Raw genomic sequence first — 17,785 nt, 5'->3', positions numbered from 1 at the left:
ACCGAATGCTAATTCCCCATCCGATTCTGGGTTCGCGCGATGCGCGAGAATTCATTTATCTCGGCGATGTCAGGCTCCTCGACCGACCCGATCCGACCAGGCCCGACGCCGAATACTTATTCTGCGACTACGTCTTCCTGCGCGACAACCCAGCGGGCGTGCATCGTGAACTATGGTTCCATGAGCAGGGCGATCGGTCATGGCTGCTAATCACCCGCAACACAGTAACGCACGAAATCCTCGGCGCTGAACTGGCACGGGAGGTCGCGGTGGCGCGCAAAAGGAGCGGTCAATGACCCGGCTGGCCGGCGGGCTGGTCGACCGCTCTCAAATCCTGAACTTTACCTTCGACGGCAAGCGATATCAGGGTCATCCAGGCGACACGCTTGCCTCAGCGCTACTGGCCAATGGCGTGCGCCTGATGGGGCGCAGCTTCAAACATCATCGTCCGCGTGGTGTGCTCTCGGCCGGGTCCGAGGAGCCCAATGCCCTGGTCGAGTTGCGCTCGGGCGCTCGTCAGGAGCCGAATACGCGCGCCACCGTGGCGGAGTTGTTCGAAGGGCTTGTGGCGCGAAGCCAGAATCGCTGGCCCTCGCTCAGCTTCGATGCCTTGGCGGTCAATGATCTACTGTCGCCATTCTTCACCGCGGGATTCTACTATAAGACCTTCATGTGGCCGAAAGCCTTCTGGGAGAAGCTTTACGAGCCTGCGATCCGCAAGGCGGCGGGCCTTGGAAGCTTGTCCATGCAGGCTGATCCCGATGCCTATGACAAGGGCTTCTTGCATTGCGACCTCCTGGTCATCGGCGGGGGCCCGGCCGGACTTGCGGCGGCACTGACAGCGGCGCGTTCCGGTGCACGCGTGATCCTGGCAGATGAGGATTTCCGTTTGGGCGGCAGACTCTTGGCCGAGACGGACGCGCTGGACGGGGCGCCGGCTACCGATTGGATCTCCGCGTTGGAGGCTGAATTTGAGAGCCTGCCGAACATTCGCGTGATGCGTCGCACCACCGTGTTCGGTGTCTTTGACCACGGAATCTACGGTGCCGTGGAACGGGTTTCCGATCACCTTCCGGAGCCGGGCGACAAGGTCCGCCAGACGCTGTGGCGCATCACTGCCAAACGCGTGATATTGGCGGCGGGCGCTACAGAGCGTCCTATAGCCTTCGCAGACAATGACCGACCAGGCATTATGCTGGCAGGTGCGATGCGAGCTTACGCCAATCGCTGGGCGGCCTGCCCGTCCAAGACGGTCGCCGTGTTCACCAATAATGACGACGGTCATCGCACCGCGCGCGATCTTGCCTCCAAGGGTGTCCATGTTGCGGCCGTTATCGACGCGCGCCCAGAGGCTAGAATCTCGGGCGACCACTGGGTGATCGCCGGTGGCATGGTCACCGGCTCACGGGGGCGGCTCGGGCTGACAGCGATAGAGGTTTCCGCGAATGGCCGCCGCGAATGGATCGAGTGCGGCGCGCTGGGTGTTTCAGGCGGCTGGAACCCGAATGTTCATCTGACCTCGCATCATCGCGGTCAGCCTGTTTGGAATGAACCGTTACAGGCGTTCCTGCCAAGCGAGGATGGTCCCGCGGGATTGGTTCCAGCGGGCGCGGGGGCGGGGCATTTTTCGACTGCCCAGACACTTCGCTCGGGCGCAGAAGCGGCACTGCGCACGCTGAACGAACTCGGAATTGCGGCAGCGATGCCCGTTTTGCCGCGAGCAGAGGAGTCGCGCTACGGAATCGCGCCGATCTTCCACGTGCCGGGCAAGAAACGCGCCTGGCTTGATTTCCAAAACGACGTGACGGTGAAGGACATCAAGATCGCCCATGCCGAGAACATGCGGCCGGTAGAGCATTTGAAACGCTACACGACTTTGGGCATGGCGACGGACCAGGGCAAAACCTCAAACGTGACCGGGCTAGCCGTGATGGCGGAGCTTACCGGGAGTACGATCCCGGAAACGGGAACAACGATTTTCCGCCCGCCCTACACTCCAGTGACGATCTCGGTTTTGGGCGGCGGCGATATAGGGCCGCATTTCCAGCCGCGCCGCCTGACGCCGACACACCAGTGGGCAGAAGCGCAAGGTGCAGTTTTCGTCGAGACCGGCCAGTGGATGCGAGCCGAATATTTCCCCCGTCGCGGGGAAACGCACTGGCGCCAGAGCGTCGACCGTGAGACCAAGGCAGTGCGCAGCGCGGTGGGCTTGTGCGACGTTTCGACACTCGGCAAGGTCGACGTGCAGGGCACGGATGCAGGAAAATTTCTGAACCGGGTCTACAGCAACGTGGTTGACACGCTGAAGGTCGGTCGTGTGCGCTATGGGCTTATGCTGCGCGAAGACGGCTTTGCCTATGACGACGGCACCTGCGCCCGACTGGCCGAGGATCACTATGTGGTCACCACGACGACCGCCAACGCCGGGCTGGTCTACCGCAATATGGATTTCGCGCGGCAATGCCTGTGGCCGGAACTCGATGTGCAGATAATCTCCACGACTGATGCCTGGGCGCAGATTGCCGTCGCGGGGCCGAAATCGCGCGTCCTGCTCGCCCGCATAGCAGACGAGTTCGACCTGTCGAACGAAGCCTTCCCCTTCATGGCCTGCGCAGAACTGACAGTCTGCAGTGGATTGCGTGCGCGGCTCTTCCGTATCTCTTTTTCTGGCGAACTCGCTTACGAACTCGCGGTGCCCGCTCGCTACGGCCATGCGCTGATGGAACGGCTTGTGCAGAGCGGATTTGATCTGGGAGTGACACCCTACGGGGTTGAAGCACTATCCGTGCTGCGCGTCGAAAAGGGCCACGTCGGCGGTGCCGAACTGAATGGCCAGACCACGGCCGCGATGCTTGGGCTGGGCAAGATGGTGTCGCAGAAGAAGGACTCTATCGGCGCGATCATGTCCCGGCGTGAAGGCTTGGTGGCAGACATGCGTCGTCTTGTGGGTCTGCAGCCCGTCGAGCATGAGGGCAAAGTTATTGCCGGGTCACATCTCTTCGCCGAGGGTGCAGCGCAAAATCTCGATACCGACCAGGGCTGGATCACTTCGGCCTGCTACAGCCCGCATGTCGGGTCCATGATCGGACTCGGATTTCTGGAAAACGGCGACGAGCGCATAGGCGAGGTGGTCGTCGCCGCGAACCCGGTCGAAGGCGAAAGCGAACGCCTACGCATTGTGCCGGCACATTTCGTCGATCCTGAAGGAGCACGTCTGCGTGACTGACCTTAACGCCTTCACGGCGCTCGGCGCCGCCCAGCCCCGTCTGGCATCCTTTGGGGCATTGGAGATCCGGGAGAATCCGGATCTTGCGCTTGCGTCGCTGGGGCTGCGCCGCGGAATCGGTGAGCCCATGCCCTTCGGGCTCACACTTCCCGGCCCGGGCCGCTGGGTTTCAGGGCAAGGGGTCGCTGCCCTTTGGATCGGGCTGGATCAGTGGATGATCGAGGCCGAAGGCAGGGGCGAGCAGGATTTCGTCGCCGAGATTAGGCAGGTCGTCCCCGGTTGCTCTGTGACCGAGCAGACCGATGGCTGGGCCGCGTTCGAGATTGTCTCGCAGGGCGGAACAGCCCCCCTCGAGGCCCTGCTGTCGAAGCTCGCCAACATCGATCTCGCGGTTTTTGGTCCGGGCCGCGCGACAAGTACCGGCCTTGAGCATATGCGCTGTTTCGTTATCCGCCGCAGCGATACTCATGTTGCCCTGCTTGGCGCGCGCTCGTCCGCCGGATCGCTCTGGCATGCACTCGAAACGGCGGCGAAGCGGCTGGAGGAGAAGGTGTTGTGACCGCGCAGCTCGTCGACGGAAAGGCGTTCGCGGTGCAGCTACGGTCGAGGGTTGCTGGGCATGTGGCCTGGCTAAAGGAGGAGCACCGCATTACGCCGGGCCTGGCTGTCGTTCTCGTAGGCGACGATCCTGCGTCGGAAGTCTATGTACGCAACAAGGGACGGCAGACTATCGAAGCTGGCATGAAAGGTGTTGAGCACAAGCTGCCTGCTGAAACCTCTCAGGCCGATCTACTTGCTCTAATCGAGCAGCTGAATTCCGATCCTGAGATTCACGGTATTCTCATCCAACTACCTCTACCCAAACATCTGAACGCCGACCTGGTGATCAATGCGATCGATCCGGCAAAGGATGTCGATGGGTTTCACATTTTGAATGTCGGACTTCTCGGCACGGGACAAAATGCGATGGTGCCGTGTACCCCGTTGGGTTGTCTAATGATGCTGCGCGGCCATCTGGGCGATCTATCCGGGCTCGAAGCGGTGGTCGTGGGGCGCTCAAACATCGTCGGGAAACCGATGGCACAACTCCTGCTCCGAGATAGCTGCACCGTAACCATCGCTCATTCGCATACACGCGATCTGGCATCAATCTGCCGTCGGGCCGACATTCTTGTGGCTGCCGTCGGCCGCCCAGAAATGATACCCGGCGACTGGATCAAGCCGGGCGCGACGGTAATCGACGTGGGCATCAATCGGATCGCGCGGGACGGCAAGCAACAACTGGTGGGCGACGTGGATTTCAGCAGCGCCGTGGAGGTAGCGGGCGCGATAACGCCGGTGCCCGGGGGTGTCGGTCCTATGACTATCGCGTGTCTGCTCGCCAATTCGATAACCGCCTGCTGCCGTGTTCATGGGTTGCCCGCACCAGAGGGCCTGACCTTATGAGCCCCTTCATCCGGTCTTCCGCCCGACGCGCCCGAGCGGATCTTTACTTCAAACGCGAGAAATATCGATATGGACAAATACTGCCTGACGGTCACCTGTGAGTCAAAACGCGGGATTGTCGCAGCCATCGCAGGGTATCTCGCCCACAACGGCTGCAACATCACCGACAGTTCGCAATTTGACGATACGCAGACCGGCAACTTCTTCATGCGCGTCAGCTTCAGTTCCGAAGAGGGCATTGGGCTCGACACACTGCGCAATGGGTTTGCCGACACCGGCGAGGCGTTCGGAATGGACTTCGCCTTCCACGACGAGAGCCGCAAGATGAAGGTCATCATCATGGTCTCGCGCTTCGGCCATTGTCTGAACGACCTTCTGTACCGCTGGCGCATCGGAGCGCTGCCAGTCGATATCGTGGCGGTGATCTCGAACCACCTGGACTATCAGAAGCCGGTCGTGAACCACGACATCCCGTTCCACTACATCAAAGTGACGAAGGAGAATAAGCGCGAAGCCGAAGCGCAGCAGATGCGCATCGTCGAGGAGACCGGCGCAGAGTTGGTCGTGCTCGCCCGCTATATGCAGGTGCTGTCGGATGAGATGTCCGAGAAGATGTCCGGCCGCATCATTAACATTCATCACTCTTTCCTGCCCTCCTTCAAAGGAGCGAACCCCTACAAGCAGGCATTTGAACGCGGGGTGAAGCTGATCGGCGCGACCTCACACTATGTGACCGCCGACCTCGATGAGGGGCCGATCATCGAGCAGGATACCGTGCGCGTCACCCACGCCCAGAGCCCATCCGACTATGTATCGCTCGGGCGCGACGTTGAAAGCCAGGTTCTCGCACGCGCGATCCATGCGCATATTCGCCGCCGCGTCTTCCTCAACGGGAACAAGACGGTGGTCTTCCCCGCTTCGCCAGGCTCCTATGCTTCAGAGCGCATGGGATGAGAACCTGCGGATGCAGCGTCAGAGGCCGACGGGGGACATATCCGGCGCGCCGGCGCGTGTTTTGCTGCATTCACTGAGGCGGCCACAAACCGGAACCGCGATCTTGATCGCCGCGAGGGGCGTGACCAGTGCCTACGCGCCCTCGCCGAGCGATTTGTCACTGTCGCCGAGCGGCTTCTGGATCTCCGTGCCGCTTCAGGAGCCGAATACGATTGAACGCCTGATTGGGGCCGAGAGCATGCCGAACGGCTTCTGTTAGTGCGCGAACTGTATCTGGCGCTGGCTAAGTCGCGCGGCCCCTCCATATATCCAGAGTGGATTAAAGCGCCGTGAAATTCTATTTTCCAACCTAAGAAATTTATGGAAATCTTTGGTTGGAAAATGGGAAGACCAATCTGCAACAGGAGCCCTAAGCTTGCGCTCGAGGAAGAATAGCAGTGGCAAATATATCGCGCTGACCGTGCGGCGCAGGCCTGCCACAAATGATAGTTGATTGGCCAATGAAGCATACGGATCTTCTCTCACTACCGTCCCCGGGTGAGTTGCCGCCCCAGTGGCCATTCATCAAGATGCACGGCCTGGAAAACTACTTTGTTATTCTCGACCGTCGAGACGGCAGCAAACCTCTAAACAATGATGACATTGTGCGCATATGCAGCACTAACGTCGGCGTTGGGGGCGAGCAGCTGCTGACCATTGAACGGGCCTCGGAAGAGGGGCTGCGCGCCGGCGCTTATGCGGCAATGCGGATCTTCAACATCGACGGCAAGGAAGTTGGGGCATGCGGCAACGCCACTCGCTGCGTGGCGTATCTGCTGCTCGAGGAATCCGGGAAAGATGAGGTGGTGATGGAGTTGGCAGGGGGCGCCGTCCACTGCCGGCGGGCGGGGCCAATGGAGGTCAGCGTCACGCTTGGACCGATCAGCATGGATTGGCGCAAGATTCCATTATCCCGAGAGGTTGATACGCTGCATTTGCCCATCGAAAGCGGACCGCTCTCGGATGGCGTAGCCCTCTACATCGGCAACCCGCATGCCGTTTTCTTTGTCGATCAACTCGATAGCGTCGACATGGGCCGCTATGCGCCCGCGGTGCAGAATGATCCTCTTTTCCCAGAGGGTGCTAACGTGGGCGCAGCTCAGGTCCTCGACGGACAGACACTCCGGCTCCAGGTCTGGGAACGACCAGGCGTACTCACCAAGGCATGTGGAACTGGCGCCTGCGTTGCCTCTTATGCGGCTCTTAAGCGGGGTCTCGTCACCTCCAACAAAATCGCCGTTCATCTTCCGGCCGGAAAGCTGGATATCGAACTTCTGGATGGCGACAAAGTCCGCATGACCGGACCAGTCGCGTTTTGCTGTCATGGTTTCATAGAAGGAGGCAAGTAGCGCGCCAGTGCGCCGCAGGTCAAAGGCTCAGATCGTGCGGGACCGACAAGAGGTAGTAAGAGCCACCAACACAAAAACAGGGGAATGAGATTATGAAAACAACGACAACCCATTTTGCACTCAGTGCGGCGCTGCTGTTGGCAGCGTTGCCCTTTTCGGCGCAATCGCAGGAGATTCCTGATAACCTCAAAGGTACCGGCGAAGTCGTTTTTGGTTCGATCGGAGGGACCTTAGAAGCAGCGGAAAAGAAGGCGTTTTTCGATCCGTTCACGCGCGACACCGGCATTAAGGTCGTGCTAGTGGCAGAGGATAGCGCAAAGCTGTTGGCCTCGGTGAAGCTCGGGCAACCCGCATATGACATCGCCGACATTGCGGGCGGTCAGCTTGCGAGTTGGGTCGCCAACGGCTCTCTTGAGAAGATAGACTACAGCTACTTCGACAAGGAGACCTTGGCCAGCATACCGGAGCTGTTGAGAAACGAGTACGGGCTCGGTAATTACACGTATTCGTCCGTTATAGCCTACAACACCAACAAATTCCCTGAAGACGGGAAGCACCCAAAAAACTGGGTAGACTTTTACAATGTAAAGGACTTTCCAGGGAAGCGTGGGCTGTCGAAATGCGAAAAGATTGTTGAGGGTGGTTTGCTCGAAGGGGCGCTACTAGGTGACGGGGTCCCAGTGGACAATCTGTATCCTCTCGACATGGATCGCGCCTTTGCCAAGATCAAGGAGTTGATGCCACATGTGGGTCGGTGGATGGTCGCAGGTGGCGACGGGCCGCAGGCTCTTATTGCCGGCGAGGTCGACATGGCTTCGAGTTTCAACGGAAGAATTGTGGCTGCGAAGAAGGAAGGCGCGCCGCTTGCGATGTCGTGGGAGCAGTCGCTGTTGGAGTATGGATACTGGGTAATCGCAAAGAATTCTCCCAATAAGGAAAACGCGGCGAAACTGCTGGCCTACATGTCCCGCCCCGAAGCGCAGGCAGTATTTGCCGAGGCGATTTCCTACGGTCCCGTGAACCCAGATGCGTTCAAGTTTCTTCCGAAGGAATTGGCCGAGACGCTGCCCGGAGCGCCAGACCTTGTGAAGAACCAAGTTTTCCAAAACTACGAATGGTGGGGCACGAAGGGCCCCGATGGCCGCACCAACTATGATGTTGCGATGGAACGCTGCGTTGCTCTGCTTACGCAGTGATGTGTGTGCCGCTGCAGGATCAATTCTCCTGCAGCGGCAATTATGCCGTCGGCCTTGTTCGGAGCGCGCGCGAACATTCTACTTCGAAAGTAAAGGGAAATAGTATGGAAGTCACTGCGCTTAGAAATAGCGGCGAATACGGCCAACCTGGCTTTTTCCGCGGTTATGCACGTTTCGAAAGTCCGCGGCTCGCAGGCTACAAATGGGAGATTTGCGAAATCCGCGGGAAAAGACCCGGTCCACGCCTTTGTATATGCGCCGGTATTCACCCAAATGAGGTGTCGGCAATAGAAGCCGCCGTGCGACTTCAAAGAGCGTTCGACCCGGAGAGTATGGAAGGCAGTGTTTCGATTATTCCATTCATCAACCAGCCGGGGCTCTTTGAGTATCCAGATTATGTTTGTCCGCTTGACGGCAAAAATATCGAACACACGTTTCCTGGCAAGAAGGACGGCACGTTTTCTGAAGCCCTTTGCGATGCGATCATGAACGAATGGTGCACCGGCGCGGATTGTCTCATAGACATGCACGGGGGCAACTTGCGAGAGAACGTCTCGAAGTTCGTGATCGTTCAACATGCGCCGGACCCTCAGCTCAACGCCCGGGCGCGGCAGATAGCGATGTGCTTTGACGCCGAGTTTGTTCTTGCTCTACCGGCGCCCTTTATGGATAGGCCGGGGACATATTCTCCCTCGGCTTTCGCTCGCCACGGTCGACTCGCCGTGCTTCCGGAAGCTGGAGCAAACGGTCTAGTCACCGAAGATACGGTCTCCTTCTTCGTTGAGGGAGTTTTGAACGTTGCACGCACTCTCGGTATCATCAGCACACCCCTTTCAGAAGCCCGAAACGCTCAGATTCATTGTGGTGATTACCTGTGGATCTATAGCCCAGCGGGGGGAGACTTCCACTCTGAGGTAGAACCCGGTGACCGGGTGACTAAGGGGCAGCGTCTCGGCACGATCACCAATATGTTTGGCGAGCCATTAGCCGAACTTAGCGCGCCGGAGTCCGGCTTCGTTCTCTGGCGTGTAACGCACCCCTCAATCAAAGAGGGTTCTTTTGCGGGGGCGATAGGTATCGAGGAAAATAAAGCTATGATTTAGAGGCAGACTTATGCCACAGCGGACTGCGGCTCAGAATGTAGCGGTACAGCCAACGAGGCTACGGGACGTCGACCGCCGGCAAATGCGCTGGTGTCGGATGGCGGGCAGGCGGCCTGCTGGGTGAGGGTTCACCTCCTTCCCCGCCAAAGGAGGCTCCAAACGTCGCGCGCATCTTTGGACTTCGAAGCCTCAGCCCCATCCCAAAAGCCCGAGGCTTGTGCAATGAAGAGCTTTAGATCGACTGATCGACTGCCAGGTAGCTGGCGAGTACTATACAGTGTCGAGCCGGGCGATCGGTCACATTCGGCAAGACGCTAATGAAATCAGAGCAAAGGAGGGGCTGCTCCTTAGGCGCAGACGCATCCGGCCATCCCAAAAGAGGGCTCGGTACCCGCCGTCCCGGAAACATCCATGCGGGCCTCGTAGGCAATGCGACCAGGAGCGATATTGCATGAGTGTGATGTTAACAACAGAAAGAGCCGCTATTTCGGCCACATCACCCGCGAGCAAGGGGCGAAATCACATGAACATCCTGCTGGCAAATCGCTGGATTCGTGGCAGCATCATTGCTGGTCCGCTCGTTGCGCTTTTGGTTGGGTTCCTCGTGATTCCGCTTTCGTTTGTCCTGTGGGGCAGCGTCGAAGGTACCAAACTGAATTTTGGGCACTACGCGCGCATAATATCCAACGAGACCAACCTGAGGATCCTGTTGTATACCCTGAAGATCGGGCTGATCGTGACCGTAGTGTCACTGGCGGCAGGTTACCCGGTTGCGTATCTGCTGACGAAAATCAGGCCGCGCGCATTATCGATTGTGACGATTTTCATTCTCGTCCCGTTGTTCACCGCCTTTCTTATCCGAACCTACGCTTGGATCATAATCCTGGGCCGTGAGGGAATTATCAACAACACGCTTGTCCGGCTGGGCATTGCCAGCGAGCCATTACCGCTCCTTAATACCACCTTTGCAGTGGTCATCGGCATGACACATGTGTTTATTCCCATGGCAATATTCACGATGTTTTCGTCGATGACGCGGATCGATCACGATTTCGCCCGCGCGGCGCAAATTCTTGGAGCGAAACCGGTCCAGGCATTCCTGCGCGTCTATTTCCCGATGTCGCTTCCAGGCGTATTCTCCGCTGGGATCCTGATCTTCATCGTTGCTATTGGTTTCTACATCACGCCGGCCCTTCTCGGGGGGCCGAGCGACACCATGATATCGCAACTGATAGTCACGCAGATGACGACACTGCTGAATTTCGAACTCAGCTATGCGTCGTCGATCGTACTCCTGCTAGTGACAATTGCTACGCTCTTCCTTGCAAGCCTCTTTATTCCTCTCGAAATGATATGGTCTCCCGCGATCGCCGAACTGTCAAACCAGCCGCCTGGCGCGAGATCCCGTGCCTTAAAAGGCGCGAAAAGGTTCTTGCAACCGCTTCTGATTGCTGTCGAAACTCTGGTTCATGCGACGACCAAGCCCCTATTGACCCACAAATCGCGTTGGCTTTGGGCCTATACGGTCGTCGTCCTGGTGTTTCTCACGGCCCCCCTGATAGTCGTTGTCATCCTCTCCTTCAGTTCGTCTTCCTTCGTAGTTTTTCCTCCTCCAGGCTTTTCGCTGCGGTGGTGGGAGAAGTTGGCGAATGCCACGGACTGGCAGGCATCCTTCCTCTTCTCGACCAAACTCGGGCTCACCTCTGCGTTACTTGCCACGATCATCGGCACCATGGGCGCCTTTTGGCTGGTACGGACGACACTGCCTATTAAGAGGGCACTTTTCCTGTTCTCTCTATCTCCTCTCATGGTACCGGTGGTCATCGTCGCCACGTCACTCTACGTCTTCGAAGCGCGCATCCACGTGCTCGGCAGCTTCATTGGGCTGGTGCTTGGACACGTTCTTCTATCCGTGCCCTATGTCATCGTGGTCATGGCAGCCGCATTGCGCGGTTTCGACCAGTCGCTCGAGAGGGCCGCGGCGGTCCATGGCGCGCGCCCTACGCAGGTGCTTCGCCTTGTAACGTTGCCGATCCTGAAGCCGGCGCTGCTTACCGCGGGTCTTCTCGCCTTTCTGACCTCGTTCGACGAACTGCTCGTCAGCATCTTTCTGCTTGGACGACAGACGCCAACACTGCCGATGAAGTTCTGGGGCGACATTAAGTACCAGGTTGACCCTCTCCTCAGTACGGCCTCGACTTTCATCGTCGCGCTCGTAATCGTATCGATCCTGACTGTTCAGTGGATCAGGGTACGGCATGAAATTCGTACCTCAACCAGTGCCAGAAAATGAACGACAGGAGACAATGATGTCCACAAGCCTGGAGATGAAGAAAATCCAGAAGTGGTATGGCGCACTTCACGTCGTGCGCGACTTCGACCTCTACGTTGAGCCGGGCGAATTCCTGACCTTTCTCGGGCCGTCCGGTTCCGGCAAGACCACAGCGCTAAAGATGATCGCCGGCTTCGAACCGCCGAGTGGCGGCGACATGTTGCTCGGTCCGCGCTCCATCGTGGACGTGCCCCCCTACGAGCGCGGCATCGGCATGGTGTTTCAGAATTATGCGCTCTTTCCGCACATGACCGTGGCTGAGAACGTCGCCTTTCCTCTCACGGTCCGCAAGGTCGGGCGGGCCGAGACGGAGGAAAAAGTCTTGCGCGCTTTGCAATTGGTCAAGATGGTCGAATACCGCGACCGGTATCCTAATCAGCTTTCCGGTGGACAGCAGCAGCGCATTGCGCTGGCACGCGCCGTTGTCTTCAATCCGAGCATCCTGCTCATGGACGAACCGCTTGGCGCTCTCGACCGCAATCTGCGCGAACACATGAAGATCGAGATCATGCGCATCCAGGACGAGCTGAATATGACTGTCGTGTTCGTAACGCACGATCAGGACGAAGCGCTCACCATGTCGGACCGAGTTGCTGTAATCAACGAAGGCAGACTCGTTCAGGTCGCCGACAGCAGGAGCCTCTACTACAGTCCGCAAGACCGCTTCGTCGCGTCGTTCGTCGGCGAATCCAACCTTCTCCCCTGCCGTGTCCACCGCGTCGAAAATGGCGCGGGCAAGGTGACCATCGGCGACCTCACCGCAGGCGTCGCTCGCTTGTCCGGGCAGTTGCGGGGCGATGCGGGATGGCTCTTTGTGCGGCCTGAGCATGTCGATATCAGCCCGCGCGGCGTAACCTCCCATGCTCAAAATGCCCTTGACGGGGTCGTTGAGGATGCCCTGTTTCTGGGCGAAATGACGCGGTATGCGGTTCGCTGCGAACATGAAACCATTACGGTCAAGCAGCAAAATCGGGGGCAGACCCAACTTGCCGGCGGAACGCCGGTCACTCTTTCCTGGAATGTGGACAACTGCATCGTCTTGAATTGAGGCGCACCCGAGTTCGGGATGCTGAGCCTAAGGATCTGCTGCGCCTGTCCAAGGCCTTGCTTCTTCTGTTAATGGAGTTAATGGCGATTTCCGTCAAACCGTCAAACCAGCGGAAGACATCAATCACCCAATCACCGGCGTCGGTAGTTGCATTCGCCGGGACCACTAAACCACTAAATGCCTGGCTTAGCGTAACCGTCCGATAAGGCTTTCAATTACCCACAACTCTTGCGCGGCATGAATCGCCCATGATTCCTTGTTTGGCACCGAATCGCGGAGGACGGTGCCATGGACGGGGGACGGGGCGACAGACGCATGGTTTGATCGTGAGCTTGCCGATTGTAGGTTTGCGGATGAGCGTCTGGGCAAACGATTCCGCCAGCTCGTGGAGCGAATGGAGGGCGCCATGGGAGCAAGCATTCCGCTGGCGTGCCAGACCGGCCAACACTAAGGCGTAATCATCCGGCGGGGGTCGCCTTGCCATTAGATGACCCCGTTGGCAGGGAGAGATAGGCGTAAGCAGATCGAGTCTTGAGGCGACATCGGCCATGGCGCCGAAGAGATCGGCCTGCTGGAAGCCAAAAAGGGTCGCGCGGGCGATTGCCGCGCTGATTGGCCATGAGCCGAGACTGATTGCGCCGAGCTATGTCAAACCGTTCATCAAGCGCCAAAAGAACGACGCCGCAGATGCGGCGGCGATCGTCGAAGCAACGCAACGACCGACGATGCGCTTGTCGAACCGAATACCGAGGGGCAGCAGTCCCGGGCCATCGTGTTTCGCACCAGAGCACCAGACAACAGTTCGTGAATCAGCGAACCGAATTGGTCAATGCATTGCGCGCACCTCTATGAGTTCGGTTATGTTGCTCCGCAGGGCATCGGCCACCTGCGGCGTCCGGCAGAGATCGTCGAGGACGAGAGCGCAGAACTGCCGGCTCTGGTCCGCGACATCTGCAGAGACATACTGGACCAGATTGACCAGTTGACCAGTTGAGTAGCCGGCTCGAAGCATTGAAGAAGAAGATCGACGCGCTGTCCAAAAGAAGCTGCAACTTCTCGACGCTTGCAAACCATGCCCGATGTTGGCCCTATCACTGCTCTGGCCATCGAAACCTTTGCACCGCCGATGGAAACCTTCAAGTGCGGTCGCGATTTCGCCGCTCGCGCGGGCTGGTCCCTCGGCAGAGGTCGACCGCCGGCAAGCAACGATTAGGGAAGGTATCGAAGATGGGCCAGCGCGAATATTCGGCGGTTGCTCATTATCGGCGCCATGGCTGTGGTTCGATGGGCATCTCGGAGGGCGCGCCCGACGGCTCCTGGCTTGCCGGCTCGATGGTGAAGAAGTCGCGCATGCTGGTGGCAATCGCGCTGGCCAACAAGATGGCGCGTGGCATCGGGGCCATGCTGACGAAACGAGAGAACTACCGGGATCCGGCGACGGTGCCTGCGTGATCCCGCGCGGCGCACTCGAGACCGGGACGTCGGGGAAGTAAGGAAGGCATGAACTGCATGGGCAAATGATCGATCAGATCGGGGTCAGGAAAACCAGAGTCAAGGTGAGAGCCCAAGCAAGCTCGCTTTGCTGATTTGGACCTGATCCGCGCATCACCATACCGGCCCGCGGCATATGGGAAGGCCGCAACCAAAGGCCTGACACATGACCGCACTCGATCACACGTCCAATGCTTCAGGTTCTTCCTTGCAAAACGGCTGCCATCCACACATGAACTTGACGCACACAACCCCGAGCTGTCCTCATGAGCGCGAGTCACTGACTGGTGATCAATATACGTTTGTATGTCGGGCCAAGGCATCCAAAACTGAAGCAGTGAAATCAAGTCGTTGGTCTCGGGCCAACGTGGCATGTCACAGCCTAGGAGGAGTGCGCCGTGAGCACCGTACAAAAATACATGCCCTCGCAGCGTGAGCAGGCGTTTCTGGACAAAGTCGTCAACGGTAAATACGACCGGCAGATCATCACCGGCATAGCCAAGTTCGCCAGCGGTGACGTGTCCCAGGATATGAGCCGGTTCTATTCACAAGAAGAATTAGACCGGATCCTGGAGCTGAAAGGCACCGTGAGAGATCTGGAGGCGCGGATGCCGATCAAGATCACACGGCACTATTATGAGCAGGCGCAATACAGCCGACCCATGCAGACGCTGGTGAAAGCCAGCCCGAAAGAAACCTATGATCTCGACGGTGCCGAAGATCCGGGCAAGCAGATGACCTACAGCCCGCGCGAGGGGCTGATCCATAAGTACGAGCTTGGTCTACTCTATGTGGCGTCCACCTGTTCCGCCCACTGTCGCTTCTGCTATCGCGAGGAACTGATCGGCCGCAAAGAAATCACCCGCGAGGATGGGACAGTTGCTCCTAAAGGCTTGGCGCAGCTCAGCGAGATTGTCGAATACATTCGCGAGCACAACAGGGCGGTGACCGCGAATGGCGGCCGCCATCCAGAAACCGGCCGTGAGAAGCTTCGCGAGATCCTGATGTCAGGCGGCGATCCCATGGTTCTGGGGAACAAGAACATCGCTGCCTGGCTGGCCGGGCTCGCAGAAGCCGGCGTCGAAAATATTCGCATCGGGACCAAGGAACTGGCGTTTCATCCGCAGCGGTTCGACCAGACTTTCTTTACGATGCTCGATGCCTTTCATGAGGCCTACCCGGAGGTCAGCATGCGGATGATGGTGCACTTCAACCATCCTGACGAGTTTCTCCGCAAGACACCGGATGGCGGCTATTTCGACAATCCTGGCGGTGGGCTCGAATGGATTGCCGAAACGCGGGTTGCGGTCAAGGAACTCGCCCGGCGCGACTGGATCACTATCCACAATCAGTCGCCGATCATTCGCGATATTAACGACGATGCCGAAGCGCTGCGGATCATGCAACGCGAGATGCTTCGAAACGGCATCCACAACCACTACTTTTTCTGCGGTCGCGACATAGTCGGGCACAAGGCGTTCAATGTCCCAATCGAGCGAGCATGGCAACTCCTGAACGAGTCGCAGAAGGGCCTATCGGGCGTCGAGGCGCATGCGCGGCTTTCGATCACTCACTACAAGGGCAAGACCGAAGTGGCGGCCGTCACCAACGAGTCCGTACCGGGCGTCCCTGGTGGTGAAAAAGGAGTCGTGATCTTCAAGCTGCTGCGTTCCGCCGCGGATGCGAGGGACCGGTGCAAGGTGACCATCGTCGGTCGAAACCCGGATGCAATCTGGTTCAGCGGCTACGACGATCGCGTGATCTTCGACGAGGCTGGGCTCTATTCGATGTACGGGATCAAGCCAGCATTCCTCGAGGCCGCGGAGTAGGCACCGGTAGACGTATCCGGCATTTTCAAACTTTACGGGAGCCGGTTGTGACTTACGTCGTCACCGAGAACTGCATCAAGTGCAAATATACCGACTGCGTCGATGTGTGCCCGGTCGATTGCTTCTACGAGGGGCCGAACTTCCTCGTTATCCACCCCGACGAATGCATTGACTGCGACGCCTGCACTCCGGTGTGTCCGGCAAAGGCGATCTACCGGGACACGGATTTGCCGGCGGACATGAAGCACTTTCTGGAGCTCAACGAAGAGCTCTCGCGGCTGTGGCCCAACATAACCGATTCCAAGGAACCGCTTCCCGACGCAGCGGAGTGGGATGGAGTACAGGGCAAGCTAAGCCATTTGGAGCGTTAGTTGCCAACGGGAGACGCGCATGGACGCGAAGGTGCATACAACATTATCGAAAAGTGCCGCCCTTTTTGAGCGCGCGCAAGCGGTCATGCCGGGCGGCTGCAGCCGCAATACAATTCTGCGCAAGCCGCATCCGATCTACGCCGAGCGCGGGGCGGGGTGCCACGTCTATGACGTGGAGGGCGTCCGTCGAACCGACTTTGCAAACAATGTCGCCTCGCTGATTCACGGACATGCCCCCCCGGCGATTGTTGCCGCCGTCGGCGAGCAGCTGCGGAAAGGAACCGCATTTACCGTCGGCACCGAAGCCGAGATTGCTTATGCCGAGCACATGTGCGGCCGAAATCCTGCCTTCGAGAAAATCCGCTTCGTCAATTCAGGAACCGAGGCGGTCATGGCGAGCCTCAAAGCCGCCCGGGCATTTACCCGGCGGCCGAAGATCGCCAAGGTGGAAGGAGCCTATCACGGCCTCTACGACTACGCCGAGGTAAGTCAGACGGCGAAGCCGGAAAACTGGGGGCAGCCGGAACACCCGTCAAGCGTGGCGGTCTCGCGCGGGACACCTCGGCGCGCGCTCGACGACGTCGTGGTCATTCCGTTCAACGACGTGGAACGCGCGCTTGCGATACTCGATGGAAATCGCGACCAACTGGCTTGTGTGCTTGTCGATCTGCTCCCGCATCGCATTGGTGTGATCCCGGCCGCCAAAGACTTCGTTCGTGCGCTGAGACGCTGGACCGAGCAGAACGGGGCACTTCTGGTTTTTGACGAAGTCATCACGTTCCGCTCCAACGTCGGAGGGGCGCAGCAATGGTATGATGTTCAGCCGGACATCACTGCCTTGGGCAAGATGATAGGCGGTGGTTTTCCCGTCGGGGGTATTGCCGGACGCGCCGAGGTGATGGAAGTGATGAACCCGCTGAACGGCCCGGCACCTTTTCCGCTTTATGGCACGTTCTCGGCAAACCCGGTCACGATGATCGCCGGTCATACGGCAATGGAATTGTACGACCGGGAAGCTGTTGACAGGCTCAACGCATTGGGCGACCGCGCACGTAGTTTGATCGGCGAGGCGATCAGGACAGCGGACGTGCCCGCCTGTGTCACCGGTCGTGGATCGATGTTTCGGATTCACCTATCCGCAGAGGGGCCTGAGAACTACCGGCAGGCTTACCTCTCGCCGGATAGGGCTGCGCTTCTTTCGAAATTTGTCGGGCATCTTTTCGAGGGCGGCCTTCTCGTCGTCGAGACGGGCACCGGATTCCTGTCTACGGCCATGTCGGAGCAGGATGTCGACGACATGGCGGCCCTGGTCCTCGACGCGCTGCGTAAGATCAAACCTTGTTTGTAACCACAGCCAACGCGGTCGGGTCCTGCGCGACCCAAATAACACAACCCGGAGCC

17 protein-coding genes are annotated in these 17,785 nt (G+C 58.7%); all 17 read left to right on the top strand.

Annotation, left to right across the window (positions count from 1 at the left end; genetic code table 11):
* Positions 1–5 precede the first annotated feature (5 nt).
* The 17 genes from BQ8482_RS11785 (at position 6) to BQ8482_RS11705 (ending at position 17,732) form a co-directional block, all read left to right on the top strand.
* Positions 6–296 carry a sarcosine oxidase subunit delta gene (locus BQ8482_RS11785; RefSeq protein WP_123147769.1) on the top strand — a complete coding sequence of 97 codons (291 nt, stop codon included), beginning with the start codon at positions 6–8 and terminating at the stop codon, positions 294–296.
* On the top strand, positions 293–3,226 hold the full coding sequence (locus tag BQ8482_RS11780; RefSeq protein WP_123147768.1) for a sarcosine oxidase subunit alpha family protein: 2,934 nt from the start codon (positions 293–295) through the stop codon (positions 3,224–3,226). The genes BQ8482_RS11785 and BQ8482_RS11780 overlap by 4 nt, the downstream gene beginning before the upstream one ends.
* A complete protein-coding gene (locus BQ8482_RS11775; protein WP_123147767.1) occupies positions 3,219–3,785 on the top strand; it encodes a sarcosine oxidase subunit gamma in 567 nt (188 codons plus the stop codon). Before BQ8482_RS11780 ends, BQ8482_RS11775 begins: the two co-directional genes overlap by 8 nt.
* The gene (gene folD / locus BQ8482_RS11770; RefSeq protein WP_123147766.1) at positions 3,782–4,672 is read left to right on the top strand and encodes a bifunctional methylenetetrahydrofolate dehydrogenase/methenyltetrahydrofolate cyclohydrolase FolD; all 891 of its coding nucleotides are present in this window, start codon (positions 3,782–3,784) and stop codon (positions 4,670–4,672) included. The genes BQ8482_RS11775 and folD overlap by 4 nt, the downstream gene beginning before the upstream one ends.
* Before the next feature lie 69 nt (positions 4,673–4,741).
* On the top strand, positions 4,742–5,626 hold the full coding sequence (purU, locus tag BQ8482_RS11765) for a formyltetrahydrofolate deformylase (protein ID WP_123147765.1): 885 nt from the start codon (positions 4,742–4,744) through the stop codon (positions 5,624–5,626).
* 500 nt (positions 5,627–6,126) lie between these two features.
* On the top strand, positions 6,127–7,014 hold the full coding sequence (gene dapF, locus BQ8482_RS11755; RefSeq protein WP_165848522.1) for a diaminopimelate epimerase: 888 nt from the start codon (positions 6,127–6,129) through the stop codon (positions 7,012–7,014).
* A gap of 92 nt (positions 7,015–7,106) precedes the next feature.
* Positions 7,107–8,210 carry an ABC transporter substrate-binding protein gene (locus BQ8482_RS11750; protein WP_123147763.1) on the top strand — a complete coding sequence of 368 codons (1,104 nt, stop codon included), beginning with the start codon at positions 7,107–7,109 and terminating at the stop codon, positions 8,208–8,210.
* A gap of 104 nt (positions 8,211–8,314) precedes the next feature.
* The gene (locus BQ8482_RS11745; protein WP_123147762.1) at positions 8,315–9,313 is read left to right on the top strand and encodes a succinylglutamate desuccinylase/aspartoacylase family protein; all 999 of its coding nucleotides are present in this window, start codon (positions 8,315–8,317) and stop codon (positions 9,311–9,313) included.
* A gap of 523 nt (positions 9,314–9,836) precedes the next feature.
* On the top strand, positions 9,837–11,606 hold the full coding sequence (locus BQ8482_RS11740; RefSeq protein WP_123147761.1) for an ABC transporter permease subunit: 1,770 nt from the start codon (positions 9,837–9,839) through the stop codon (positions 11,604–11,606).
* The gene (locus BQ8482_RS11735; RefSeq protein ID WP_244602749.1) at positions 11,572–12,693 is read left to right on the top strand and encodes an ABC transporter ATP-binding protein; all 1,122 of its coding nucleotides are present in this window, start codon (positions 11,572–11,574) and stop codon (positions 12,691–12,693) included. The genes BQ8482_RS11740 and BQ8482_RS11735 overlap by 35 nt, the downstream gene beginning before the upstream one ends.
* Positions 12,694–12,976: 283 nt before the next feature.
* Positions 12,977–13,144, top strand: a complete 168-nt coding sequence (locus tag BQ8482_RS40060) for an IS4/Tn5 family transposase DNA-binding protein (RefSeq protein ID WP_280178823.1) — start codon at positions 12,977–12,979, stop codon at positions 13,142–13,144.
* Between the two features lie 378 nt (positions 13,145–13,522).
* The gene (locus BQ8482_RS38075) at positions 13,523–13,687 is read left to right on the top strand and encodes a hypothetical protein (protein WP_165848520.1); all 165 of its coding nucleotides are present in this window, start codon (positions 13,523–13,525) and stop codon (positions 13,685–13,687) included.
* Positions 13,688–13,756: 69 nt separating this feature from the next.
* Positions 13,757–13,906, top strand: coding sequence for a hypothetical protein (locus BQ8482_RS11725; RefSeq protein WP_133254749.1), 150 nt, complete (start codon positions 13,757–13,759; stop codon positions 13,904–13,906).
* A gap of 14 nt (positions 13,907–13,920) precedes the next feature.
* Positions 13,921–14,145, top strand: coding sequence for a hypothetical protein (locus BQ8482_RS11720; RefSeq protein ID WP_123147758.1), 225 nt, complete (start codon positions 13,921–13,923; stop codon positions 14,143–14,145).
* A gap of 437 nt (positions 14,146–14,582) precedes the next feature.
* The gene (locus BQ8482_RS11715; RefSeq protein ID WP_133254748.1) at positions 14,583–16,013 is read left to right on the top strand and encodes a KamA family radical SAM protein; all 1,431 of its coding nucleotides are present in this window, start codon (positions 14,583–14,585) and stop codon (positions 16,011–16,013) included.
* 47 nt (positions 16,014–16,060) lie between these two features.
* The gene (gene fdxA / locus BQ8482_RS11710; protein ID WP_123147756.1) at positions 16,061–16,384 is read left to right on the top strand and encodes a ferredoxin FdxA; all 324 of its coding nucleotides are present in this window, start codon (positions 16,061–16,063) and stop codon (positions 16,382–16,384) included.
* A gap of 19 nt (positions 16,385–16,403) precedes the next feature.
* Entirely contained in the window at positions 16,404–17,732 is a 1,329-nt protein-coding gene (locus BQ8482_RS11705; RefSeq protein WP_123147755.1) for an aspartate aminotransferase family protein, read from the top strand.
* The last annotated feature ends 53 nt before the right edge of the window (positions 17,733–17,785 follow it).

This window comes from Mesorhizobium delmotii, assembly GCF_900149755.1.
Classification (GTDB): Bacteria; Pseudomonadota; Alphaproteobacteria; order Rhizobiales; family Rhizobiaceae; genus Mesorhizobium; species Mesorhizobium delmotii.
Note: the sequence above shows the minus strand (reverse complement) of the source record. Positions and strands in the feature narration are given on the sequence as shown.